At 66.3% G+C, this 21,503-nt stretch carries 27 protein-coding genes; 7 read left to right on the forward strand and 20 right to left on the reverse strand.

Annotated elements, in window-relative coordinates; all coding sequences use genetic code 11:
- The first annotated feature begins 61 nt into the window (after positions 1-61).
- Positions 62-760 (forward strand): hypothetical protein, encoded by a 699-nt coding sequence (locus ABZ848_RS45330; protein WP_360841660.1) that lies wholly within the window; start codon positions 62-64, stop codon positions 758-760.
- Between the two features lie 30 nt (positions 761-790).
- On the forward strand, positions 791-1,453 hold the full coding sequence (locus ABZ848_RS45335) for a hypothetical protein (RefSeq protein WP_360841663.1): 663 nt from the start codon (positions 791-793) through the stop codon (positions 1,451-1,453).
- Positions 1,454-1,478: 25 nt separating this feature from the next.
- On the opposite strand, the gene ABZ848_RS45340 is transcribed toward ABZ848_RS45335, so the two are convergent.
- The 10 genes from ABZ848_RS45340 to ABZ848_RS45385 form a co-directional block, all read right to left on the reverse strand.
- The gene (locus ABZ848_RS45340) at positions 1,479-1,772 is read right to left on the reverse strand and encodes a hypothetical protein (RefSeq protein WP_360841667.1); all 294 of its coding nucleotides are present in this window, start codon (positions 1,770-1,772) and stop codon (positions 1,479-1,481) included.
- 25 nt (positions 1,773-1,797) lie between these two features.
- The gene (locus ABZ848_RS45345; RefSeq protein WP_360841670.1) at positions 1,798-2,928 is read right to left on the reverse strand and encodes a hypothetical protein; all 1,131 of its coding nucleotides are present in this window, start codon (positions 2,926-2,928) and stop codon (positions 1,798-1,800) included.
- Between the two features lie 68 nt (positions 2,929-2,996).
- A complete protein-coding gene (locus tag ABZ848_RS45350; protein ID WP_360841673.1) occupies positions 2,997-3,410 on the reverse strand; it encodes a hypothetical protein in 414 nt (137 codons plus the stop codon).
- A 111-nt stretch (positions 3,411-3,521) separates the two neighbouring features.
- The gene (locus tag ABZ848_RS45355) at positions 3,522-3,974 is read right to left on the reverse strand and encodes a type VII secretion target (RefSeq protein ID WP_360841676.1); all 453 of its coding nucleotides are present in this window, start codon (positions 3,972-3,974) and stop codon (positions 3,522-3,524) included.
- Between the two features lie 69 nt (positions 3,975-4,043).
- Complete coding sequence (locus ABZ848_RS45360) at positions 4,044-4,598, reverse strand: hypothetical protein (protein ID WP_360841678.1); 555 nt, start codon at positions 4,596-4,598, stop codon at positions 4,044-4,046.
- A 5-nt stretch (positions 4,599-4,603) separates the two neighbouring features.
- Positions 4,604-5,074 (reverse strand): hypothetical protein, encoded by a 471-nt coding sequence (locus ABZ848_RS45365; RefSeq protein ID WP_360841681.1) that lies wholly within the window; start codon positions 5,072-5,074, stop codon positions 4,604-4,606.
- Between the two features lie 61 nt (positions 5,075-5,135).
- Positions 5,136-6,797 (reverse strand): alpha/beta hydrolase, encoded by a 1,662-nt coding sequence (locus tag ABZ848_RS45370; RefSeq protein ID WP_360841684.1) that lies wholly within the window; start codon positions 6,795-6,797, stop codon positions 5,136-5,138.
- 176 nt (positions 6,798-6,973) lie between these two features.
- A complete protein-coding gene (locus ABZ848_RS45375; protein ID WP_360841687.1) occupies positions 6,974-7,363 on the reverse strand; it encodes a hypothetical protein in 390 nt (129 codons plus the stop codon).
- Positions 7,364-7,602: 239 nt separating this feature from the next.
- A complete protein-coding gene (locus tag ABZ848_RS45380) occupies positions 7,603-8,796 on the reverse strand; it encodes a PE-PGRS family protein (protein ID WP_360841690.1) in 1,194 nt (397 codons plus the stop codon).
- A 115-nt stretch (positions 8,797-8,911) separates the two neighbouring features.
- Positions 8,912-9,238 (reverse strand): hypothetical protein, encoded by a 327-nt coding sequence (locus ABZ848_RS45385; RefSeq protein ID WP_360841693.1) that lies wholly within the window; start codon positions 9,236-9,238, stop codon positions 8,912-8,914.
- A 130-nt stretch (positions 9,239-9,368) separates the two neighbouring features.
- Here ABZ848_RS45385 and ABZ848_RS45390 point away from each other — a divergent pair, with 130 nt between their 5' ends.
- On the forward strand, positions 9,369-9,947 hold the full coding sequence (locus tag ABZ848_RS45390) for a hypothetical protein (protein ID WP_360841696.1): 579 nt from the start codon (positions 9,369-9,371) through the stop codon (positions 9,945-9,947).
- Positions 9,948-9,986: 39 nt separating this feature from the next.
- Positions 9,987-10,598, forward strand: coding sequence for a hypothetical protein (locus ABZ848_RS45395; RefSeq protein WP_360841699.1), 612 nt, complete (start codon positions 9,987-9,989; stop codon positions 10,596-10,598).
- A gap of 21 nt (positions 10,599-10,619) precedes the next feature.
- Here ABZ848_RS45395 and ABZ848_RS45400 read toward each other — a convergent pair whose 3' ends face one another.
- The 6 genes from ABZ848_RS45400 to ABZ848_RS45425 form a co-directional block, all read right to left on the reverse strand.
- Positions 10,620-11,168: a hypothetical protein gene (locus ABZ848_RS45400; protein WP_360841701.1), complete on the reverse strand. Its 549-nt coding sequence runs from the start codon at positions 11,166-11,168 to the stop codon at positions 10,620-10,622.
- Positions 11,168-11,794 (reverse strand): hypothetical protein, encoded by a 627-nt coding sequence (locus tag ABZ848_RS45405; protein WP_360841704.1) that lies wholly within the window; start codon positions 11,792-11,794, stop codon positions 11,168-11,170. Before ABZ848_RS45405 ends, ABZ848_RS45400 begins: the two co-directional genes overlap by 1 nt.
- 137 nt (positions 11,795-11,931) lie before the next feature.
- Positions 11,932-12,492, reverse strand: coding sequence for a hypothetical protein (locus ABZ848_RS45410; protein ID WP_360841708.1), 561 nt, complete (start codon positions 12,490-12,492; stop codon positions 11,932-11,934).
- 285 nt (positions 12,493-12,777) lie between these two features.
- On the reverse strand, positions 12,778-13,458 hold the full coding sequence (locus ABZ848_RS45415) for a hypothetical protein (protein ID WP_360841711.1): 681 nt from the start codon (positions 13,456-13,458) through the stop codon (positions 12,778-12,780).
- Positions 13,455-14,468, reverse strand: coding sequence for a hypothetical protein (locus tag ABZ848_RS45420; RefSeq protein ID WP_360841714.1), 1,014 nt, complete (start codon positions 14,466-14,468; stop codon positions 13,455-13,457). Before ABZ848_RS45420 ends, ABZ848_RS45415 begins: the two co-directional genes overlap by 4 nt.
- Positions 14,465-14,779, reverse strand: a complete 315-nt coding sequence (locus ABZ848_RS45425; RefSeq protein WP_360841717.1) for a hypothetical protein — start codon at positions 14,777-14,779, stop codon at positions 14,465-14,467. The genes ABZ848_RS45420 and ABZ848_RS45425 overlap by 4 nt, the downstream gene beginning before the upstream one ends.
- Positions 14,780-15,102: 323 nt before the next feature.
- Between ABZ848_RS45425 and ABZ848_RS45430 the strand changes: the two genes are divergently transcribed.
- The 3 genes from ABZ848_RS45430 to ABZ848_RS45440 all read left to right on the forward strand — a co-directional run bounded on the left by ABZ848_RS45430 (position 15,103) and on the right by ABZ848_RS45440 (position 16,949).
- Entirely contained in the window at positions 15,103-15,561 is a 459-nt protein-coding gene (locus tag ABZ848_RS45430; protein ID WP_360841720.1) for a hypothetical protein, read from the forward strand.
- A gap of 18 nt (positions 15,562-15,579) precedes the next feature.
- Positions 15,580-16,698: a hypothetical protein gene (locus ABZ848_RS45435; RefSeq protein ID WP_360841723.1), complete on the forward strand. Its 1,119-nt coding sequence runs from the start codon at positions 15,580-15,582 to the stop codon at positions 16,696-16,698.
- 83 nt (positions 16,699-16,781) lie between these two features.
- Positions 16,782-16,949, forward strand: coding sequence for a hypothetical protein (locus ABZ848_RS45440; protein ID WP_360841726.1), 168 nt, complete (start codon positions 16,782-16,784; stop codon positions 16,947-16,949).
- A gap of 219 nt (positions 16,950-17,168) precedes the next feature.
- Here the strand turns inward: ABZ848_RS45440 and ABZ848_RS45445 are convergent, their stop codons facing one another.
- The 4 genes from ABZ848_RS45445 to ABZ848_RS45460 form a co-directional block, all read right to left on the reverse strand.
- A complete protein-coding gene (locus ABZ848_RS45445) occupies positions 17,169-18,587 on the reverse strand; it encodes a hypothetical protein (protein WP_360841728.1) in 1,419 nt (472 codons plus the stop codon).
- Positions 18,587-19,711 carry a WXG100 family type VII secretion target gene (locus ABZ848_RS45450; RefSeq protein WP_360841732.1) on the reverse strand — a complete coding sequence of 375 codons (1,125 nt, stop codon included), beginning with the start codon at positions 19,709-19,711 and terminating at the stop codon, positions 18,587-18,589. The genes ABZ848_RS45445 and ABZ848_RS45450 overlap by 1 nt, the downstream gene beginning before the upstream one ends.
- A complete protein-coding gene (locus tag ABZ848_RS45455) occupies positions 19,708-20,046 on the reverse strand; it encodes a hypothetical protein (protein ID WP_360841736.1) in 339 nt (112 codons plus the stop codon). Before ABZ848_RS45455 ends, ABZ848_RS45450 begins: the two co-directional genes overlap by 4 nt.
- A 982-nt stretch (positions 20,047-21,028) precedes the next feature.
- Positions 21,029-21,187 carry a hypothetical protein gene (locus ABZ848_RS45460; RefSeq protein ID WP_360841739.1) on the reverse strand — a complete coding sequence of 53 codons (159 nt, stop codon included), beginning with the start codon at positions 21,185-21,187 and terminating at the stop codon, positions 21,029-21,031.
- Between the last annotated feature and the right edge of the window lie 316 nt (positions 21,188-21,503).

Raw genomic sequence — 21,503 nt, forward strand, 5'->3', positions numbered from 1 at the left:
CTTGCTGCTCTTGCCCGTTCACTCCGTGGAAGTCCGAGTCCGTTCACCTCGTGGGAAACCGATGAGTCAGCCGCCGTTCCAGCCGCCACCGCAGCCGCCCCAGCCTCCGCAGGGCGCGTACAACCCGTACGCCCAGCCCGTCCCGCCGCCGCAGCAGGCGCCGGGGTTCGGGCCGCCGCCCGTGCCCGGTCAGCCTCCGGCGGCTCCCGTTTTCCCTGGTCAGCCGCCGATGTACCCGGGACAGCCGCAGCCGATGCCGCCGTACCAGGCGATGCCGTACGGGCAGCGGCCGAGCGCCGGCGGGAACCCGGTCGGCGCCGTGCTCCTCGGCTTCCTCGTCTCGTTCGTCGTCTCGCTGCCCTACACCGGGCTCATCCTGGGCACGTACAAGGACCAGTCGGTCACGACGGCCAACACCCTTTATCTGATCCATGCGTTGATCAACGGCGCGCTCGTCGGCTGTCTTGTCGGCAAGATGGCTCCGCACAGCAACGGCGCCCGGATCGGCGGGGCCGTCGTCGCCGCGCTCGGGGCCGTGTTCGGTTACACCAACGCCGTGCCGCTCGTCGTCGCCGTCGAGCAATCCCCCACCGCCGTCGGGGACTTGCTGCGGGCCGAGCCCTTCTACCCGCTCAAGGCGTGGTGGCACAGCGGAGCCGGTGACGGAGTCGACTGGTTCTCCCCGCTCGGTCTCGTGGTCGCGGCGGTCGCCGCCGTCGGGCTCGCGTACATCATCGGCAACAGGCGCCGGCCGGCCTGACAAACGCCGAACTTCCGTACACTGCCCCGCATGTCCTTCTCCGGCGAACTCGCTCCAGCCCCCACCGCCACCGTCGTCCCCACCGGCCGCCGGGCGTTCGCACGGGCACTCCCCCGCGCCATCGTGCTCACGGCGATCGCCGCGATCGTCCTCGCCGGCGGCATCGCGGTGACCGCCGGGCTGACGGGCGACGAGCCGAGCCTCAAGGGGATCGGCGGCATAGTCATGGGGCTGCTCATCGGGTTCATCGGCGTGACCAGCCTGATCGCCACCTGGTCCGCCCGGCACTCCAGCGTGAGCGTCGACCACACCGGGCTGTGGGTGAGCAACGGCAAGGCGCAGAGCGTCATCCCCTGGCAGGGTCTCGCCGCCGTCGGGCTGTACTGGAGCGACGTGGGCAAGGGCCGGGGGCGCGTGAAGGTGTACTCCGTCGAGCTGTGCCCCAACTCCGCGATCCAGCGCGACGATCCGGTCCTGTGGCCCCTGGTCCGCGACGAGGAGCCCCTGCGCCCCGGCCTCCCGCGGCTCCGCTACCGCCTTCCCGTCCCGGCGAGTTCACGGGACCACGTCGTCGCGGCGATCCGGCAGCAGGTGCCCCAGCTGTGGTTCGGCGAGTCCGAGCGCGAGGCCCGCTACATGGGCGTACCGGATCGGAAGGGGCACCGGCAGCGCACGGGCGGATCTGCCAACTGACCGTCCTGCCACGCCGATTGGGGTGTTACGCCCCCTCGATCGACGCCAGTACGAACGCCAGCGGCAGCGTCGCGACCGCCAGCGCAAGGCCCGTCGCCGACAGCCCGGCGCGGATCTCGCGCATGCCGCGGATGCCGAGGTACGCGGCGACCGGCGGCAGGACGCAGCACAGGAGGAGGCTGAAGTGCCAGCCCTCCTCCTTGATGAAGAAGACCATCGCGGCCAGGCAGACCGGCACCGACGCGACCGTCATGACGCGGCAGCGCGAGAGGAAGAGGTCGAGGGTTCCCGATCCGCCGGATCCGCCGGGGAAACTCATGATCGAAGCTCCTTGTGCCGGCCGCTCACACCGCGGCGTGGTCGTAGCCGCTGCCCACCTGGGGAAAGCCGTCCGCCGCGGAGAAGCCGTTGATCGCCGTGGACATCACCACGCCGAGCGCGCTCAGGGCGGAGGCGAAGGTGTCGAACGCCTTCGACGCCTCGGCCCACATCTCCATCAGCCGGATCGCCTCCGCCGCGGCCAGCGCGAACATGGCCGCGGACGCGACCTGACCACCGACGGGGATCGCGTTGACGGCCTCGGCCGCGAGCAGGTTGACCAGCCAGATGACCAGCAGGTCGCAGAACATCACCAGGAATGACTTGAGGAACTCGGCGAACTGGAACGCCAGTTGGGCCGCCTGCGCGTAACAGCTCTGCAGGGACTTGAAGGTCTCCTTGATCTCGCCGAGCTTCTTCTCGAACTCGTCGAAGTAAACGGTCGCGGCATCGGCCGCGTTGCCGTCCCAGCTGAGACCGACGTTCTGGTTGCCCTTGCGGACGTTGGCGGCCACCGCGTCGCAGAAGGACGCCAGGTTGCCCCATACGTCCGAGCAGTCGTTGTACGAATTCCAGTCGCCGAAGACCCAGTTGGTCACCTCGGCGAAGGGGTCGAAGTCGAAGAGCAGCTTGGACGCCTCCACCGCCATCGCGGAGGGGCTGCCCAGGTCGAGGGCGCTGCCGAGCGTCTTCTGCACCGGGCTCATCTTGTACTCGTCGGCGTGCCCGGAGGCGTACTTGACGATCGGGTTGCTGCTGTCGCCGCCCGGCGCCTTCAGCGTGTCCACGGCGTCACTGGCGTCGGAGAAGTCCTGCGGATCGCCCCCGGTATCACCCGCCGGCACCTTGGAGCCGGGATAGGTGGCGTCGAGCTTGGCGGCCTCGCCGCGGTCGGTCTCCCGGTAGTACTTGGCCGTGCCGGTCAGTTCCTTCGCGGACGACTCCAGTACGCCCTTGACCTTCTCCAGCGCCTTCTTGGCCTCGCTCACGTACTGGTCGTGGTCGCCCGCGACGAGGTCCCAGGCGTCGCCGCCCGCCGTCTTCTCGATCCGCGCGTTGGTGCCGGTGTACGTCACGGCCTGCGCGCTGCCGTCCGCGGCCCGCCCGACCAGCTTCGAGAAGCCGTCGATGGCACCGGGTTCCACCCGAAAGTCCACATCTCCCCCATCAGCCGGTCAGTACGTCAGTAAGTCAGCACGTCCGTGCAAGGAACCGGTCCGGTCGGTCAGTACAGGGACCAGCCGCTGCCGTCGTGCCGCGACTTCGTGCCCGGCCGGTTCTCGGACTCCGCGCGCCGTTCCTCGTCGAGCAGCCGCCGCTCGTCCTCGATCCGCCGCTCGCCCTCCGCCGCGAGCGCCTCCCGCTCGCCGTCGGACAGGGCGGCCCACCTCTCGGCGAGCGGCGCCGCCCGCTCGACGGCCTGCTCGGCGTACGCCGACACATCGGCCGCCTCGCGCAGACCCATACGCCCGGAGAGGACCTCCTGCGCCATCTCCTTGAGCGCGTCACCGCCCAGCCCCGACGCGAGATGCTCCAGGGACCGCCGCAGGATCTTCGCCTGTACGGGGTCCTGCTGGGTCATCTCCAGGAACTCGGAGTCGTCCACGCGCTTGCCGGAACTGTCGGGTGCGCTGTCCAAGGGGTACCTCATCGGCGGGTCGAAGGGTCGGCGGTCTCGACCGGCGTGAACCTACCAACGCGTCTGTGAATGCTTCAACACACGATCTGTGCAGAAACGGCGACCCTTCGATCAGCCGAAGTCGTTCGTGCCGGGCGTGGGGCGGGTGCTGACGGTTTCACCGTATGCGGGCATATTCGTACCGTACGAGGCGCGCGGGTCGAGCGGGGCCGGGCGCAGCGCCGCGGGCATTTCGCCGGGCGTGGCCTGCGTCGACGTATCGCCGCCCGTTTTCTCGAAATCCTGGGATACGCGCTCGTCGTTCCACTCATGCCCGTCCGCGGAGGATCTGAGGTTGTCGCCGCCGGCCTGGACGCGGGCGTGGAGGCCGTCGAGCGCGGGCTTCCAGCTGCCGGCGATCTCCGCGAGGGCGGTCCCCATGGACCACCCGGCGAGTGAGCCGCCGGCCGTCCCGGCCTCCTTCACGGCCTTGTCGGCGGGGCCCTTCATGGCGCGGGCGATCCCGTCACAGGCTCCGGCGGAGGCACGGAGCTCGGCCGGGTCGACATCGGTGCCCTGGGACACGTCGGGTTCCTCTCGATGGCTCGGGTGCGGTTCGCGTATTCGGTTCGCGTATTCGGTTCCCGTGTGCGGTCAGAACTGCTGCTGTTTGGCGCCGGGCGGGAGCAGGCAGGGGGTGCGTACGGCGAAGGAGAAACGCTGGGGCTTCGTCCTGCCGGAACCGACCGTCTCCGCCTCGACGCTGTAGTCGTTCCTCTTGTCGCGGGCCCGGAACACCGCGGACGCGTACGCGCTCTTGAACTCGCGGTACGACGTCAACTCGTAACCCTCACCGGGGAGTTCACTGCGGAGCTTGCGCACCATGGGGGTGTGTTCCGTGGAGGGGGCCGGGGAGTAGACGTAGTAGAAGAGGCTGTACCGGCCGTCCTCGGCCACCTCGTCGTTCTCACCGACGCACTGCTCCCAGTTCACCTTGGCGGTGCCGGGGAGCAGTTCGGCGCCGGTGAGCTCGGCCATGTGGGCGGTGGAGTCCTTGGCCCACTTCAGTGCGTCGGCCTTGGCGACCCGGGGCAGCGGGGCGTTGCGGGCGTCGGCCTGGGACGTGCAGCCGGCCACCAGGAACAGGGCGGCGCCGGCCGCAATCGCCGTACGGACGAATGCCGTTGTGTCACGAGGCGGTGAGTTCATCGGGTTCAGAACTGCTGTTGCTTGACGCCGGGTGGGAGCATGCAGGGGGTGCGTATCGCGAAGGAGAGTTCCTGGGGGTCTGTCTTGCCGGAGCCGACCGTGTCCGCCGTCACCCGATAGGAGTTCTTCTTGTTGCGGGCGCTGAAGATCATCGACGAGTATGCGTTCTTGAACTCCCGGTACGAGGTGACCTCGTAGCCCTGGTCGGCGAGTTCCCGGCGGAGCGTCCGGGCGACGCGCGTGTGCTCCGTGACGGGGGCCGGGGAGTAGACGTAATAGAAGAGGCTGTACCGGCCGTCCTCAGGTACCTCGTCGTTTTCCCCGGTACATGTCTCGAAGTGCACCTTGGCCGTCGAGGGGGTGAGCTCGACGTCAGTGATCCGGGCCATGTACGAGGTGTAGTCCTTGGCCCATTTCAGCGCGTCGTCCTTTGCCATGCGCGGCAGTGGGGCGTTCGGGTCGTCGCTCTGGGACATGCTGCAGCCTCCGGTCAGGAGCAGGGACGCCGAGACGGCGAGTGCGGTGCGGAGAAGGGAACTACAGGCCGGGGACGATGTACGCCTCCGGCGGCTGGTCGCTGCCCTTCTTGGGAACCTCCCCGGGCTGCCTGCCCGCGATGACTCGCCCCTGGTTGTCGAGGGATTCACTGTTCTTGTCCCAGTAGCCGCTGTGTCCGTGGGTGTCGACTTCGAAGTTGTTTCCGCCGAAGCCTTCGAGCATGGGGTCGGGGCCGAGGGTGTAGCCGGAGAAGTTGTTGATGATGGCATCGTCCTGCGCCCCGCCGATCCATACGTGTTCCGGATCCATCTGCAGATCCCTGGCATTGCCGACCGTCATCCCCGGGCTGCCGACCACCACGACGTCGTCGGCGCCCAGACCGCCGCCCCCTGACGCGGCGGCGCCGACGACCGTGGACCCGTAACTGTGCCCGAGGACCGTCGTATGACTCGGCGACCCGTCGTGCGACGCGTGTGTGCCCGCCACGAACCGACGCAGGTCCGGAGCGGCGTCCTCGGCCCGTCCGGTCCCGCCGACACTGTTGAAGTCGGTCGTGGAGGCCTCGGGAGCGTCGTAGCCGAGCCAGGTGATCATCGCCACGCTCTCGCCCCGGGACTGCTGCTCCGCCGCCGACTGCAACCGGTCGATGCGGTTGAGCTGGCCGGGCACGGCATCCATGTTCGTGTTCGTGCCCGGCACCAGAATCCCCGTGTTCGCGGCGGTGTCCGGATTGCCCATGGCCACGATGGCCCGGCCGTCGTCCTTGGAGTCGTAGCCGAGGAGGTACAGCTCCTTGCCCTTGGGCGCGCCGTCCGCCTTTTCGAGCTGCTCGTTGAGCACCTCCAGGTTGTTCAGACGCCTGTTGACCGTCTCGTCGCTGTCGCCCGGGAACCCTTCGTCCCAGCTGCCCTCCTGGATCAGGTTGAGCTCCTGGGCGAGGGCGGTGCGGTTGGCGTCGTCGCGTACGTCCGTGGGCAGCCCGTCGGTCGCGCCGATCTCCTTCGGGTAGAGCGTGGTGTAGGTCTGGCGCTCCTCGGGGCTGAGCGCCTTCCACCACTCGGCGGCGGCCTTCGGATCGTCCTCGGGAATCTGCGGGCCCTGGACGCCGATGGCCTTCATCGCGTCCTTGACGTCCTGCGCGGACTCGGCCGCCGCGTCATGACTCAACGGATCCGTGAGGATGTCGCCGTCCAGCCCGGCCAGGGCCTTCGCGCCGTCGTCGCTCGCCTTGTGCGCGTCGGTCAGAGCGGTGTCGATGGCGGCTCGGTACTGGCCGAGCAGTGCGTTGCGGTCAGCGATCATCTGCTGTGCGTCGGGGTCCTGGTGGGGCAGGGACGCGGTCGTCGGGTCGGTGATCGTCCCGTCGCCGTCGACCTCGAAGTGGTCCTCCTCGGCCCGTCGTACGGCGTTACGGAGGTCCGTCTGTGCCGCCTCCATCCAGAACTTCGTGGTGTCCAGGACCTCGGCGACGGCCATGGCCTCGGTCTCGACCACGCCGATCCGCGACTCGACGTCCTCCAGGTAGTAGAGGGCCGCGTCGGCGTCGTCGCCCTTCCAGGAGGCGTGCAGCGGGCCGGTGACCTGCCGGCGGTGGCGGTCGGTGAGGGAGTCCATCGTCGTCGCCAGCTCGCGCCAGGCCTTGCCGGCGGCTTCGAGGTCGGAGAAGTCCTGCTTCATCAGCCGCGAGAAGTCAGAAGCCACGTCGGCTCCCGCCCGCGCGGCCGAACGGCCCGTCAGGGCACGGCAAGTCCACCCAAGTGGACATAAGGCAACCCCCGTTGCAACTGCTCACTCATGAGTTCGAGGCGCTCACCTTAACCGACGTGTTCCTGTCATGCCCAAGTCCACGTCCGGGTGGGGGCCGTGGCGCAGGATCCTCAACGCCGGGTGGACCGATCACCCCGGCCGGCCCCGTGCACCGGCGCGTCCCGCTCGGCGCGCTGGCGGTCCAGCTCGGCCTGCTCGCGCCGGTCCCACTCCCCGAACTGGGCCTTGGAGCGCTGCTGTTCGGCGTACGACTGCTCCTCGGCGGCCCGGCGCATCTCGTGCAGCCGCTGGAAGACGGCCTCGGTGTAACGCGGGTCCTGGACGGCGTCCTTGATGTCGACGTGCCCGCTGAGCACCGAGCGCGCCATGTCACGCAGGTTCGGGTCGAGGGAGTCCGCGCCGGCGATGGTACGCAGGGAGCGGTGCAGCCGCAGGGCCTGTTCGGGGTCCTGGGCGATGCCCATGAGTTCCTCGTCGTGGATCTCGCGGTCCGTGGTCATGGGTGGGGGGCGTCCTTTCGGTGGGGTGTTGGTGTGGGGCGAGGGTGGAGGTGGGGGCTTGCGGCTCGGGGCGGCGGGAGTGGTGTCCAGCGACTCAGCGCCGACGGGGTTGTGCCTGCGGCTCGGCACCGGCGGGGGCGGCAGCCCGCGGCTCGGAACCGGCGCGGCGGCACCTTGCGGCTCGGCGTCGCCGAGTAGTGGTGTGCGGGGCAGTTGCTCCCGCGGCAGCCGCCCCCGTATCACCCGAATTCGCTACGGGCCCAGTCCTGCGCGTTCCCCGAGGAGTGCGTGGATCCCGAACTCGCCGACGCTGCCGTCCTGTTGGACGACTGCGTGCCGCCGCCCGAGGAGCCGGAAGCACCGGAGCTCGATGCGGCAACCGTGCCCGCACCCCCGTCGGACGCGCCCCCGCCGGACGCACCCCCACCGGTCCCGCCCCCGTCGGACGCCTCGGCGGCGCTGCCGCCGCTGTGCCCGGACAACGCGTCCACCCCGTGCTGGACGCGGTTCCCGACCGCCCCGGTCACCTTCTCCGTCGCCGCGTCCACGGCACCGTCCACATGACCGCCGACATCCGCGTAACCGGCGATGGTCGACCCCTCGCCGCCCGTGACCTCGTTCTTGAGGCCGTCCACGTACTCGCCCGCCGCGTTCTTCGCGACGTCCGTCGTCTCACCGAGGTCGATACCGGAGCGGGCGTCGAAGTAGGTCTCGACGCTCTGCTGGCCGAGGTTCTGCGCCATACCGACGGCCGCTTCCTTGGCCTTGTCCTTGGCCGCGTCGACGACCTTCTCCTGGACGAACCGCTTGGCCTCCTCCTTGATCTTGTCCTTGGCGAACTGCTTGACCTTCTCCTTGGTGACCTTCTCCAGCTGCTCCTTGGCGATCTTCTTGAGGGCGTCCATGGTGGCGTGCTCCATGGCCTTGGTGATCGCCTCCATGACCTCCTTCCGAAGCTTCGCCAGCAGCTCCCGGACGATCACCCGCGTCGCCTGTGTCGCACCGAGCGCGCCGACCTCGGAGAGCCCGAAGGTGAACGGCGCGGAGGCCTGGGCCGCGATGATCTCGATGGCCAGGGCGATGAGTTGGGCGATGACGGCGAGCTTCGCCGTGAGGACCGCGATCGCGGCGCCGTCGAAGGCGAGGGCGATCACCTCGCACGCGGTCTTCGCGTCGGGAAGGTAACTGTCCTCGCCGTTCGTCCCGGTGTACGCGCCCCAGGACTTGCTGAATCCGTCGACGGCCTCGCCGGTGTTGTACGCCGTGACGGCACCGGCGAAGCGCACCCCGTTCGCCTCGATCTCTTCGAGTGTCTTGCCGAAACTCCGCCAGGTCTCGGCGACTTCGTGCAGTGCTTCTTCGTCGGCCTCGGGCCAGCTGTAGCCGAGGAGGTCGAGCACCCAGACGAGTTCACTGGGCAGTGTGAGCGACATGCCAATAGCCCCAATAGCGCGGATTCAAGCCGGAGTCGGCCGAGATCTCGGAGTCGGCCGGGATTCAGAGTCGACGGGAAATCAGAGTCGACCGGGATTCAGAGCTGACCGGGATTCAGAGTTGACCGGAGAGACCGTTCATCAGGCCCATGCTGGACGCGTCCGAGGCGTCGTAGTTGCCTGCCATGTCCTGGAGGCCGTAACCGATCTGCTGAAGCCTTTTCGCGAGACTGTCCATCGATGTGAAGATTCCGTCGCGAATCGGCGTGTAGACCTGACCGAAGACCTCTCCGAAGTCGGCGTCCGCCCAGGGCTCACCCAGCCCGTCGAGGGTGTCCTGAAGCCCCTTGGAGGCTTTGGCGAAATCACCCCCGAGATCGACGAAGTTCTGCCCCTGCTTACGGAGCACCGTCGTGTCGACGTCAAAGGTGCCGAACTCCATTGCTCTCCCCCGAGACCCTTTGCTGCAGTTCATATTGGACGACAGACGGATACCTTAGACTCCTCGCGCACAGCCCAGCGAACCCGTCAGTCAAGAGATCGTCAAGTTTCCCGGGGGATGGCCAACAGTGGTGACGACACAGGCACGTTACGGCAGTACAGGACGCCTGTGGGTCGGCAGGCTGGTCGGCCTGGGACTCCTCCTGGTGGCCGCGGTGGTCGCCACCGTGACCGTTCCCGAACTGCGCAGCGAACTCGCCGGCGAGGGCACCGAAGGAACCCTCACCGTTTCTTCATGCGAAGTGCACACGAAGACCCGCTACGGCACGCACAGGCGTACGACGGAACTCAAGTTCAGCTGCACCGGAACGTGGTCGGCGGAAAAGGGCGGAGCCACGTACGAGGACGTCACGGTGGAAACGTCATCACGTTTCGAATCCGGCTCGAAAATCCCGGTGATCCAGGTGGACGACACCTTCGAACAACCCGAGGACCGAGCCCCCGGCAAGGACGCGGCAATCCTCGCCTTCTGCCTCTCCCTGGTCGCACTCGGCACGTTCTCCCTCCTCACCGGCTTCGGCGCGCGAGGCGGCCCGCCCCTGTCGGCTTCCTGGCAGAACCTGCCGGCCCGCAACATCACCGGCCCGCTCCTGGGCGGCACCTTCGCGATCGGCGCCCTGGCCGCCCTCATCTGCGCACTGGCCCTGTAAAACCGACAAACAATCTCTGAGGAACTCCGAGGCCCCTCGATGACACAAGTACACGGGAACTCCGCGCCGAACACCGCCGCCCAGGAAGGCCAACCGGGCCTCGGCCGCCTCATCGGCGCGGGCCTGATCCTCGTAAGCCTGCTCCTCCTGGCCCTCGGCACGTTCCTCGGCCCGTACCGCTATGCGACGTCGACACCGGGCAAGCTGACGGTCGAGACCTGCACGGTCGACTACAAGTACCGCTCGTCCTCGTCGAGCAGCTCCCGCAAGCGCACCAAGACCCGCTGGTGCTACGGCACTTTCACGGCGAACGACGGCAGCACGAAGGACCTGAACGCCGAGCTGAAGAGCGACGCGCTGTACACGCGGGGCCACGTCCTGCAGGCCCGCAAGTCCTCCGACACGTCCTACCAGCTGGACCAGGGCTGGCCCCACGCGATCGCCCTCGGCTGCGCGTGGGCGTTCGGCGCGCTACTCCCTCTCGCGGCGGGCCTCTTCTTCACCGCAACGGGCTTCGCCTTCGGCGGGCCGGCGGATGTGCGGCGGGCGGGGGAGGCGGCGAGCCAGGGCTTGCAGCGGACGATCTACGTCATGGGGTTGACGGGGGTGATCGGGCTGGTGATCAGCATGTTGGTGGTGTTCTTCACCTGACCTGAAGCCAATGCCGTTGCTCTAGGGGAATGGCTCGGCGGCCATGGCGATCCAACTCAGGATGCCCACACAGATCGCGGCCAAGACGGCATAACCCATCCCGTCGGCCACCTTCTGGCGTCGCGAGGGCTCTCGGCGGTGCGCTTCCCGGCGCTGCGACGCTCCGCGTGGCTTGACCGCTTGATACCCGAGGCCCGCAAGCACGGCCACACACACCGCGACCTGCCAGAGCTCGCCGACGACACCCCAGAACCCGGCCCGCTGAATCGTGTCCGGCTCAATTCCCTGCCGCGCAGCGAACTCGGTGCCATCCGGGTAGTCGTGCCCCGTGTCTTCGAGGCGCACGGAAACGGCATCACCAGCGGTGCCGCCGCCCGGCGTGAAGTCCCCCGAGCAGTCATAGTTCGAGTTCTTACGGGTGCCGCCGGTGTCGATACAACTGCGCACCTTGTACGTCCCGGAGGTGCCGTAGAGCCCCGCGGAAAGGGCGACATCGGCGGTCGCGGTGACACACCAAAAGGAGGCCACGAGCGCGAGGACGCCGCCGCACACCCAGCCGAGTACACGCATCAACCGCTCACCAAGATTCTCGGCTCCTTGTCCAACCGCCTTGAGATGCCGGCCTGTTCGGCAAGGGCCCTGCGCCGTACGTCGGCCTGGACGCGCTCCTGTTCGTACTTCTCCCAGTCCGCAGGCTGCACGAAGAGCATGTCGTTGCTCCCCGGTACGACCATGACGCCGCCGAAGGCCAAGTCACCGGCGAACCAAGCACCGCCCTCCTCAGCCCCCTTCGGCCAACGCCGCACCGTCGAGGCGTTGAGCGCGTGCAGATACGGCGCCCCGTGCTGCCCCCGCACCGACAGGCGGACAGTGTGCACATCACCGCGGTACCTCCAGGCGGTGTGCCTTTTGGCGACGCGGGTGCGGTACTCCAACGGGTAGGTCTGGAGCACCTTCTCGCACACCTTGAGACGCGACCCGTACCCCAGTCGGAGAACGAGGAAGACCAGCACGAGAAGGCCGGCAGGCATACCGAACGCCGGCAGCGCGGCGTCATACCCGACCAGGCGCGCCACAAGGGGTACGGCGAACAGGCCTGCGGCAAGCGAGAGGCGCGTGGCGATATGCCGGTACAGCAGCCTGCGGTTGCGCCTGAGCACCTGCGAAATATCAGGTGCCACGAGCGAATGACTCACGAGAGGGGTTCTGTCCTTGTCCGAAGTGGTCGCGCTTTGCTCATGGTCGACTGTGCCGAAGCGGACGGTGCCGGGCTGCCTGTGTCAGTCGGCGACCCGCGCGCCGATGGCCCTGGCGCGACATCGGGCCTCGGGACTCAGGCCTTTGCGGCGGGGAGACGTACGGGCGTCGTAGGCCGTGGGTTGGGCGAGGCAGCCCAGGCCACGTAGATCGGGCTTGGCCACCACGCACGCGAAGCGCGGGTCCCCCGCGTACCAGAGTTCCCGTGGTAGTCCTTCAGGAAGTCACGGCTGAAGGACCGGAACAGCCCGGCGGTCACCTTCAGCGACACCGTCGTCTCGGGGCGGTCCGGGTTGGGCAGCACGAGCAGTGCGTCCTCCCCCTTGGTGATCCGGACGGCACCGGACTGCTGACGCCAAGGGTAGACAGCGAGGATGCGCCGCATCCGCCGCCTCTCACCGAGCCGGCCGAAGGCCAGGCACGCCAGAACCGCGATCGCCAAGAGAACCAGCACCATGGGGATCACTGCCGCAGCGGGCAGCAGCAGCGTGAGATACACCGTCCCCCACCACAGCACCACCCAACCGAGTGACTTGGCCAGGTTCCACGCCGTCCAGCGCCGGAAAGCGGCTCGGGTGCCGGGCATGTTCCATGCCACCACGCCGTCGAAGCCCTGCATGTTCGAGTTCATGGTCATTCGCGCGTCCCGGGTAAGCCGAAGTCGACGGCGATGCCGTGCGCGCCGTCGGCCGTGTCACCACGTGGTGCGCACCCGCTCAAAACAGTCGTTGGCTTCCCTGAGGTCCTTGGTGAAGGTTGCGAGCTGATCGACGTCCGTCTTGAAGTGGTCCCCCACTCAGACCTCCCCGTCCACGCATCACCGTCGCATCGGCAAATGGCAACTGACATCGCGATGGACCGATCATGCCATGGATCGGTAAAGCCGAGTCTTGGAACGTGAGCGCGATCTACCTGTGGTCCGTCAGGACCGTGGTGGCGGAACGATGCCCCGGCTCAGCGCCTCCAGAGCCCGGGCCTGTTCCTTGGTCGCCTCGACCGCGACCAGGGAACCGTCGGTGAAGTGCAGGTCCACGCGTTCCGAGAGCGACGTGTGCCGGATGACCACCCGGAGAAGCTGTCCCGGCAGGAGCTCGCCCAGGCACCGGGCCTCCCGCAGCCGTTGGCCGGGAGGAACCTTGCCGAAGAGGGGCACCTTCTTCGCGGAGACCGTGCACATCAGCAGGATCCTGCGGTCCGTGAAGACCATCAGCGCCCGCTCGTTGTCGTAAGTGTCCAAGGTGTCGGGCCCGGTACGCACCGCGATCGCGAACCAGCCGGCCATGCTCTGCCATCCACCCGTGAGACCGGCCCCGCGCACACCGCGCCGGATCCTGCGGATGATGCCGAAGTCGAAGAACTCCACGGCGTCCACCACCGAAGCAGTAGCTTCAACTACCCCATCCACCGCGCCCGTTCGCTGCTTACCCGTTCGCAGTTCGCGGGGCAGGGGACGACGGATCAGATCGCTCAGCTTCACCTCCACGATCCCGAGCAGTCGCTCGTGCGGCTGCAACCACGGTGCCATCAACGGCACATGGGAGCCGCCGCCGAACAGGCGCGGCTCGAAGACGGGCTGTGGCGGGCCGTACTGCTCGGCACTCATCCGAAGTCCTCCTCGATCCGTGTCTTCGGCACACGGTACGGAGCGTCGTCCTCGCGGCCGTCGAGCTGGCCGGTCACGGCGTCGATGGCGGGGTCCTTGTTCAGTCCCTCCGTGATCGCGCTCGTCGGGCCGTCGGCGCCGACCACGGTTCCGATACCGCCCGCGACGGCGCCTTTCGCAGTGCCGTACACGGCCTTGGCGCCCGTGGCAGCCGCGAACTCTCCGAGGCTCTCCATGGACGGGGAACTGACGAGATCCCGGACGCTCTTGGCCCTGTTGCCCATGCCGCCGATCTTCCGCACGGCCTTGGCCGCCTTCAGGCCGTCCTTGATCGTACGGAAGGACTTGCCGGCCTCCTTGATCTTGCGGACCTCCTCCATCAGCTCGTCCAGCGTCTTCGCCAGGCGAGCGGAGACCGTTTCCACCCGTTCGATGAAGATGGTGATCTCGGCATCCGCCACAAGGGCGTCGGCGGCGGTCGCGAGGCCGAGGGTCAGGATGTCGACCGCGACCATCGCGGCGAGCGAGACGATCAGCGCCTCGATCGCCTCTCGGATGATCTCGATGATCATGTTCTCGGCGAGCTGGCAGGCGGCCGCGGCCTGACTGATGATCTGGGCGATCTCGTCCATGTCCTCGGCCGTGCCGTCGATGGCCTCGACCACTTGACCCATGTGCCTGCCGAACGCGTTCGACGCGACGCCTTCCCACTGCACGGCGAGCGTGCCGCCACCCTCGCGCAGAGCGTTGCTGACCGCCCGCATCGCCTTCGCCTGGGCCTGCCACTCGTGGGCGGCCGCGGTGAGTCCGGCGAGGTTTCCGGTGACGTCCTCCAGCATGTCCATCAGCCCGGTGGCGTCGAGCGCTGCCTTGACGATGCTGTCCAGGCCCGAGTCCAGGCCGTCGGCGACGGGATTCTGGATCTCCGGCAGCGGAATCAAGGGCTCGTCGACGAAGTCCCGTGTCCACTTGTACGCGTCGCCGACCTGCTGGAAGGCGCCACCGCTCACTGCCCGCCTCCGAAGGAGGCCCCGATGTGGATGTCGTGGCTCTCGTAGTTCGTCGCGGAGTGCTGGAGACCGTCACAGGTGTCAGCGAGGATCTCGAGCAGGTCGGCGAAGTTGTCCTGCTCGGCCTGCACATGCTCGTGATAGGCCTCGTAAAGGTTGTGCGCGTTCGGCAGTTTGCCGAAGTCGTCCGACGAGAGCGGCACGGAAGCAAGCTTCGGCCAGATCCGCGCGATCTGCTCGGCCTGCTCCCGGATGACCTTGTCGTACGACTTCAACGCGTCCGGATGAACCCGAAACCCCTGCTCCCCCACCGTTACTCCCTGCTCGCGGAACCGGCGGGTCAGGGTACTTATGGGACGTAAGCCCGGGGCGATGCAGAAGGAGCAGACCGGCTGCTCACCGCAGTGCGGGCACGGCTAAATCCGCCTATGAGCACCCGAAGACATGCTGGATTCTTACCAGGCTCCGAACTTTGCGCCTGCCACTCGGACTCTGCGGGCCCTCGGCAGGACGGTGGCGCGTACGACCCATCGGGATGTCGGTGGCATGCCAATCGGCAGGTGGCCTACGCTGCGCATGAACGTTCCTTCCGTACGGGGTGAGAGCCGGGAGACCGGTTCTGGAGGAGTCGGCAATGAGTCAACCGGTCGATCCACGGCTGTCGTATGCCCAGGTCTCGGCGCCGGCCACGACCGCCGCGCCGCAGCCCGAGCCGTCGCCCTCGCCGGGCCCCACGCCCGCGCCTCCACCGCCCGCGCCACCGGTCTGGGGCGGTGCCCCGGACGTCGGCGTCAGCTCCTCCTTCCTGCGGGACAGGGCCGATGTCTGCGACAGCACGTCGGAGATCATCCGCAGGACCAGGGGTGCGGCCGAGGACGCCAGCGGCGATCTCGCGAAGGCGGCGGCCGGTTGGTCGTTCGCCGGCAGTATCGACGACATGCAGCGCCGCTGGGAGGACCTGCTCAGGGTCGTCACGAACCGTCTGGACGAGGCCGCGCGGAACTTCCGCGACAGTGCGGACGCGTACGACCGAAACGAGGTCGCGACCGCCTCGCAGTTCGCCGACCGGCACGCCCCGAACCCGTTCCGCTGAGCCGGAGGCAGCAGCATCGTGGTCACCTTCCACCAGCTCATGGAGCTCGACGTCAACGCGCTGGAGACGTTCGCCGACAACTGGAACGCCATACACCGCAAGATCAAGGACGCCCGTACGGAGTTCTACGACGGGGTGGTCCGGAAGCTGCACCAGGACCACTGGCAGGGCAAGGCCGGTGAGCGGGCGCAGGAGTTCTGCGACCGCGTCCAGTGGGACATCGACGCCTTGGACAAGGAAGTCAGGGCGCTGCGGGACTACATCGACACGGAGGCCGACGGCACCAAGGGCACCGGCGGGACGAAGAAACTGCGGGAGCGCCAGCTCAAGGCCCAGGAGATCCAACGGCAGGCACTGGAACAGGGCATGACCATCGGCGCGGACGGGCACATCGAGATGTGCGTCGTCGACGATCCCGACGATCCGGACGTGCACAAGAACTACGTAGAACACGAGCGCATCGCCGAGGGCCTGCAGAACCGGCTGCGGAAGGTGCTCGACGAAGCGACCGATGACGACGAGTGGCCGGCCAAGCGACTGGTGATCGCGTTCGGCACGGTCCACAACTTCGAGAGCGAGAACCGCAGGTTCAACATCGCGGAACCTGACGCCAAGGACCGCGAGACCCGCAACAAGCTCAACAACGTCGGCGCGGTCTTCGCCAGTCCGTACTACGACTATCCCAACGCCGCCGGGCTGATCCAGCACTATCTGGACGCCAGCGGCACGGACGTCGAGGTCGATCCGCAGATGCTGATGGACCAGGTGCCGGCCTTCCAGAAAGACGTGGACGGGACCCTGCGCAACGACGTCCACGGCCGCCCGGACGGCCCCTTCACCACCACATGGCAGAGCACCGCGCCCAAGCCCGAGGACGGCCACAGCAGTGCGGATTGGTACTACGCCCTCAACCACTTCCAGTACCGGCTGACGGGTTACGTCCACAACGGCGAGGTGACCTACCGGGTCGAGGTCCAGAAGCGCTACGACTGGGGCATCCCCAGCGAGCACCGAAGCGACGTCGGCGGAGGCGGACAGGAAATGGAGCAGGCCGACATCGCCCACCTCAACACCGTCGGCCTGGCACAGGACTTCAATGTCCGCGGTACGTCCGACGAGATCACGTCGTGCGCATGAAGGGCCAGCACACTCCGAGCAGCGGGGCGCGACGATCCGGGGACCGGGCGGCCGAGCAGGACCGCGGCCGTAACCGAAGGACCATGAAGTCAGCGTTCCGGATCCTGCTGGTGCTGGTGGGACTGGCCGCCATCGCACTCACCTTCGTCCTGGTGCGTGACCTCATCGGTTTCGACCACGCCGTCCGCAACCCCGAGGACGGCTTCTCCGACTGGCAGTGCGCGAGCGAGTCGGGCACGTGCGATCCCTGACCTGCTGTCTGCCTTACGTGGGGATACGTTGCCAGGGATGCGGGGTCACCAGGGCGAGGATGCCACGGCTCACCCAGGCGAATACCCGCATCATCCGTATTGCAAGATCCTCGGTTCCTTCTCCAACAGCCTGGAGATACCGGTCTGTTCGGCCAGAGCCCCGCACGGCGGGTGAGCACGCCACCCGCGAACGGCTCCGTCCCCATCCGAAGTCATGCCTTATTGAGAGTCCGGCCTGACCGCTTCAGAGGAAAGACTCACATGTGGGTTGGCCGCCGAAATTACGCACAACACACCGACGACCGCTACCACCCAGCGCCACATGTTCTCGAGATCGAACACCAGCAGGGCAGCGCATACAGCAGCCATGACGGAGAGACTCAAAAGCAAGGGCGACATGGACAGCAACCACTCGGAGCGGGGATCCAAAACCCTCAGCGGCGGGTTCGCCTGCGCTGCGGGAGTGGCCTTTTCAAAAGAGGTGCCAGCGTCCTTAAACAACGCGGCCTTAGTGGCATTGAGCATTCCGTGAATCACCCAACCACCATCGAAGACGAGCGCCGCCGACGTCCTTTCCGCAGAGAAACGCCCACCCCGAGACCCTCGACGCGCGTCCCAGCACAACCAGACTTCATGACCCTGCATTTCCTCTGGAAACCCGTGATCAACTACGTCCGCGAGAAAGTGAATACACCCCACGTCGTTCTGAATCTCAAGGTATTTTCCGTCGCGCGGTTCACCTCGCCCGCCAGCACCCGCATGGTGGTACTTCCCTGTTCCCACGTAGCGACCGCGGATAGCCCTGTCCCCATCGCCCATTCGAGAGAAGTCACGAAATCCATGTTTCCGCGAGACGACGTTGAGCACACTCAAAACACCTAGCATCCACAAAGCGATGCAACACCACCGAAGATACGCGGGCATCGTTTCCCCGCGCAGTTCCGGACCGAGTTTGCGCTCATCTCCTGCAACGGCGCCCAACCGCGGTTGCGTGGGCGCATAGAGGACTTTCACCCGATCACCCGAGTATAGGCGCTCATACGTTTCCGTTTTGACGGTCGCGTCCACGAACTCGCCCGCTGCAGCATCCGGAAGTTGAACGACTACCGTCGCCACATAGGGGTCCTTGCCGCTACGTGACAGTTGGCGCACATCACTCACCTTTTCCACCCGCACCGAAGAGAATTCGGCGCCGGCATCATGGAGGCGCTGCACCAGCTCTGACCGCTGAGGCGTTCCAACCGCCAGGGCGACTACACCGATTATCGCCGTGCACACGCTCAGGCCCCAAAAGAGGGTGCGCTGTTGCTGACGTTGGCGTGAGGGCAAGAAACTCGGCAACTCGGGTGGTTCAGCGGCCCTTTGCCGAACCTCCTGAATCAGCTTGGAGGATTCCGCCCTGGCGACCTCACTGAATGACCGCCAACCTCCGGCACGGCGCTGACACACAACGAGCACTATCGCGCAGACAAGGGCGAAGCCCAAAACGGCCAAGATCGCTTGTCTGCGCGACTCAGGATCCCTACCGAACAGCCACAGCACCGGAACCGACGTGACCACCAGGAAACTCAAGGTTGCACACAGCGTCTCAGTCAGTCGAACTTTCGTGACACCAACCGGCTGTTTTCTTATGAGCATTAGCCGAAATCCTCGCGAATCCGGTCCGTTGCCGATTGATGGTTCCCCGCCACGCCTCGCCCGGCAGCCTTCTGAGCCTCTCCCGCGCTCTTGTCCACACCCTCGAACCCATCCTTGGCAGTGTTCGCAGAGACTCCTCCGGCTACTGGGGTCGACGCACCGAACCCAGCGTCGATTCCGGCCTGTTGGTGCTCTGGTCGATCCGCGCTGTAGACGAAATCATTGTCGTTCTTCAGACCTCGGGCCATGTCATCAAAGCCTCTGTCGACGACCCTCGCTCCACCACCGATCCCACCCGAGGCGGCTCCGGTGATACCGGTGACGAGACCTTGCCTGATGTCGAAATCCTCGCCCTTGCGCACGGAGTCCAGATAGTCGCCTGACATCCCTCCAGCCGCGCCACCAGCCATCCCGCTGATGATGTCTCCGCCGCCGAGCGCGGTCGCGGCCTTACCCGCCACGGTCCCGACCGTCACGCCCGTCAGGCCTCCCACCATGTTTGTCTCAAGTTCCCAACCCTTGCCACTGAGTTGGCTCGTGACCATTCCACCTGCGGTGCCACCGGCCCAGTTCAGCATGCCATCGGCCAAGAGCCTTCCGGCCTTTCCGGAGTTATACAGCCAACGAAAAGAGTCCGCGATGATCCTCAGCAGTTTCCCTAGTCGTCCAGCAGCGTCGAGGGCCCTTGTGACCAGCATGGTCACCCGCGCCGTACCAGCCGCCGCCGAGACGCCCAGAGTAAGAAGTGACATGCCCACCGAAACTCCGACGGAAATCCCGATCTCGATGTAGATGTCGTGAATCTCTTCGTTTACTTCGCGAATATTCTTCGCGGCATCGTCTAGGCCCTTGGCTGCTTTGTCGAAGTCATCCGTGGCATCAAGTACCGCGGCCGAAAACACCTCCCAGTGTTTTTCAAAGGCGTCAGCCGCCTCACCACGCCAGGTATGTCCAACAGTCCTCTTGACTTCTTTATCAAGACCCCTGACGAGGCCTTCAACATCCGACTGCAGCTTCCGCCATGCCTTTGCTGCGTCTTCGAGTACATCCGGACGTCCGCCGGGATTGATCACCTCGATACCGAGCTCAATGATCTCCTCGGCTACCGATTCATTTCCACTCACTGCCCCGCACCGTCGTTCTTCCCGAAGAGGGCGGCTACGTCATCGTCTGTAAGCTCGGTATTACGGTTCACCTTCCGCAAGGCATCCGCAATGCTATCCAAATGTTCGTGGACGACCTTCATCGCAGCAGCAACATCCGTGGAGTATCCGATGTAGGCGGACGTCACCTCTTCAGATTCCGTCAAGACACCGAACCCATCAGTGATGGCCTCTTCACCGCTCTTCTCGGAGAACTCCTTCAGATACGCTCTAAGGTCGTAAGCCTGCATTTCAAATTTACGAGCCAGCTTGCGCCCCGAGTCAGGATCATAGAATGAAGTTCCACCATCGGACATTGCCGTCTCCAGCCCTCTTTCTTACTTCTGGACCCTAAAGGCGGGTAGGAGGATGTCCCTCAACCGGAAATCCACTCACAGCAGGATCGTAGCGAGGCAGACATTGAGGGATAGAACACGTCTACTGCTAGTCCTGGTACGGGGGTTGTTGAGTATAGGGGCTGGGCCACTCCTGCGGGTTCCCCGGAGGAGTGAACTTTCCCTGGCTCGGAGCTGACGGGGGGTACGGCTGTTGAGTGCACTCCGTCGGCTGGGGGCCAACAGCACGACGGTAATGACAGTGACGGCCACGAACCCGAAGCCGACTACTCCAATGACAAGAACGATGGCGCCCATTGCAGAAGACACCTTTCTCGTTCTGGAGCTGGTTCACTGCCGTGCGATTCGCCGCGGCAGCACTGCAGAACTCCTCCGCAACGGAGCTGACCGCCAACGCCTCACAGCGCACCGAATGACCCGACATCCTGCGTCCTCGGTGGCAGGCCGGCCTTGCGTATCGGACCTGGGACGTCGACCCCGAGCCGCCCCAACCACCCATGATTCTGGGCAACTTGGCCGCCGAGGAGGAGGTCGTGGCCTCGCACCGGTCCGCGTCTGCGCCGACGTGTGGGGCTGGCAGCCGCTGACGAGGAACGGAACTCGTGGCCGGGCTTCTGGTGCGAGATCGTTGCCGCTACGTCGCTCGGTCGGGTGTCAGAGGCAGTCAGCCATCGGCTACACACAGAGCGTGTCATTGCTCCCCGGTACGACCATGACGCCGCCTGCGGGTGCGGGTACTCCAAGGAGCATGTGCGCAGCACCTTCTCGCGCAACGGGAGTCGCGATCCGTAACCCAGATGGACTACGAAGGAAGGTCAGCACGAAGAAGCCAGTCCCAGCCGCCCAGACGAGCCACGAATGGCACAGCGAGCAGGAGCACGGTGCCGTTACACGTGGCTGTTTCAGCCGGGCCCTCTCCCGGCTCGGCCAGCTACGAAAGCCGTCACAGCTTGCCGGTGACAACTCCGCGCCAAGTCCAGCCCGACTTGAGGACGGCGTTCTGCAGAAGTCTCTTCAAGTCGTCGCTGTCGAAGGTGAACGTCTCCTCACGGCCACTGTCCTCTTCGCCGCCAAGCGACCAGCGCTTCGAGACGGTCCTCACCTGACCACGCTGGGCCGCGGAAGACAGAGCAAGTCGGGGAGTTTCACCGACCCAGTCGACTTCGAATTGCCGATCAAGAGCACGAACCTCGTTCTTCTCAGGGACGAGGCGCATATGAACTTTGAACGTCCGGCTCACCTGCGCGCGGAGGAAGTAGGTCCGCCAGGCCGGTTCCAGGACACGCCACCGCCACTCGGCCAGCAGGTCGGCGCCCGCATCTTCCTCGCGACCATCGCGGATGATGTATGGGACGTCAGGACTGTTGAGGCCGAGCAGGATTGATCAACCTGTCGAAGAGTCCCATGGCATCATCCTT

Source organism: Streptomyces sp. NPDC047081 (assembly GCF_040643775.1).
GTDB lineage: Bacteria > Actinomycetota > Actinomycetes > Streptomycetales > Streptomycetaceae > Streptomyces.

Bases quoted from the DNA above. Each gene is read 5' to 3' on its own strand.
- ABZ848_RS45385 (WP_360841693.1), bottom strand. From the start codon at position 9,238: ATGGAGTTCGGCACCTTTGACGTCGACACGACGGTGCTCCGTAAGCAG.
- ABZ848_RS45455 (WP_360841736.1), bottom strand. From the start codon at position 20,046: ATGTCCGATGGTGGAACTTCATTCTATGATCCTGACTCGGGGCGCAAG.
- ABZ848_RS45340 (WP_360841667.1), bottom strand. From the start codon at position 1,772: ATGAGTTTCCCCGGCGGATCCGGCGGATCGGGAACCCTCGACCTCTTC.
- ABZ848_RS45440 (WP_360841726.1), top strand. From the start codon at position 16,782: ATGAAGTCAGCGTTCCGGATCCTGCTGGTGCTGGTGGGACTGGCCGCC.
- ABZ848_RS45410 (WP_360841708.1), bottom strand. From the start codon at position 12,492: ATGACCATGAACTCGAACATGCAGGGCTTCGACGGCGTGGTGGCATGG.
- ABZ848_RS45415 (WP_360841711.1), bottom strand. From the start codon at position 13,458: ATGAGTGCCGAGCAGTACGGCCCGCCACAGCCCGTCTTCGAGCCGCGC.
- ABZ848_RS45360 (WP_360841678.1), bottom strand. From the start codon at position 4,598: ATGAACTCACCGCCTCGTGACACAACGGCATTCGTCCGTACGGCGATT.
- ABZ848_RS45445 (WP_360841728.1), bottom strand. From the start codon at position 18,587: ATGCTCATAAGAAAACAGCCGGTTGGTGTCACGAAAGTTCGACTGACT.
- ABZ848_RS45330 (WP_360841660.1), top strand. From the start codon at position 62: ATGAGTCAGCCGCCGTTCCAGCCGCCACCGCAGCCGCCCCAGCCTCCG.
- ABZ848_RS45395 (WP_360841699.1), top strand. From the start codon at position 9,987: ATGACACAAGTACACGGGAACTCCGCGCCGAACACCGCCGCCCAGGAA.
- ABZ848_RS45335 (WP_360841663.1), top strand. From the start codon at position 791: ATGTCCTTCTCCGGCGAACTCGCTCCAGCCCCCACCGCCACCGTCGTC.
- ABZ848_RS45430 (WP_360841720.1), top strand. From the start codon at position 15,103: ATGAGTCAACCGGTCGATCCACGGCTGTCGTATGCCCAGGTCTCGGCG.
- ABZ848_RS45365 (WP_360841681.1), bottom strand. From the start codon at position 5,074: ATGTCCCAGAGCGACGACCCGAACGCCCCACTGCCGCGCATGGCAAAG.
- ABZ848_RS45375 (WP_360841687.1), bottom strand. From the start codon at position 7,363: ATGACCACGGACCGCGAGATCCACGACGAGGAACTCATGGGCATCGCC.
- ABZ848_RS45380 (WP_360841690.1), bottom strand. From the start codon at position 8,796: ATGTCGCTCACACTGCCCAGTGAACTCGTCTGGGTGCTCGACCTCCTC.
- ABZ848_RS45400 (WP_360841701.1), bottom strand. From the start codon at position 11,168: ATGCGTGTACTCGGCTGGGTGTGCGGCGGCGTCCTCGCGCTCGTGGCC.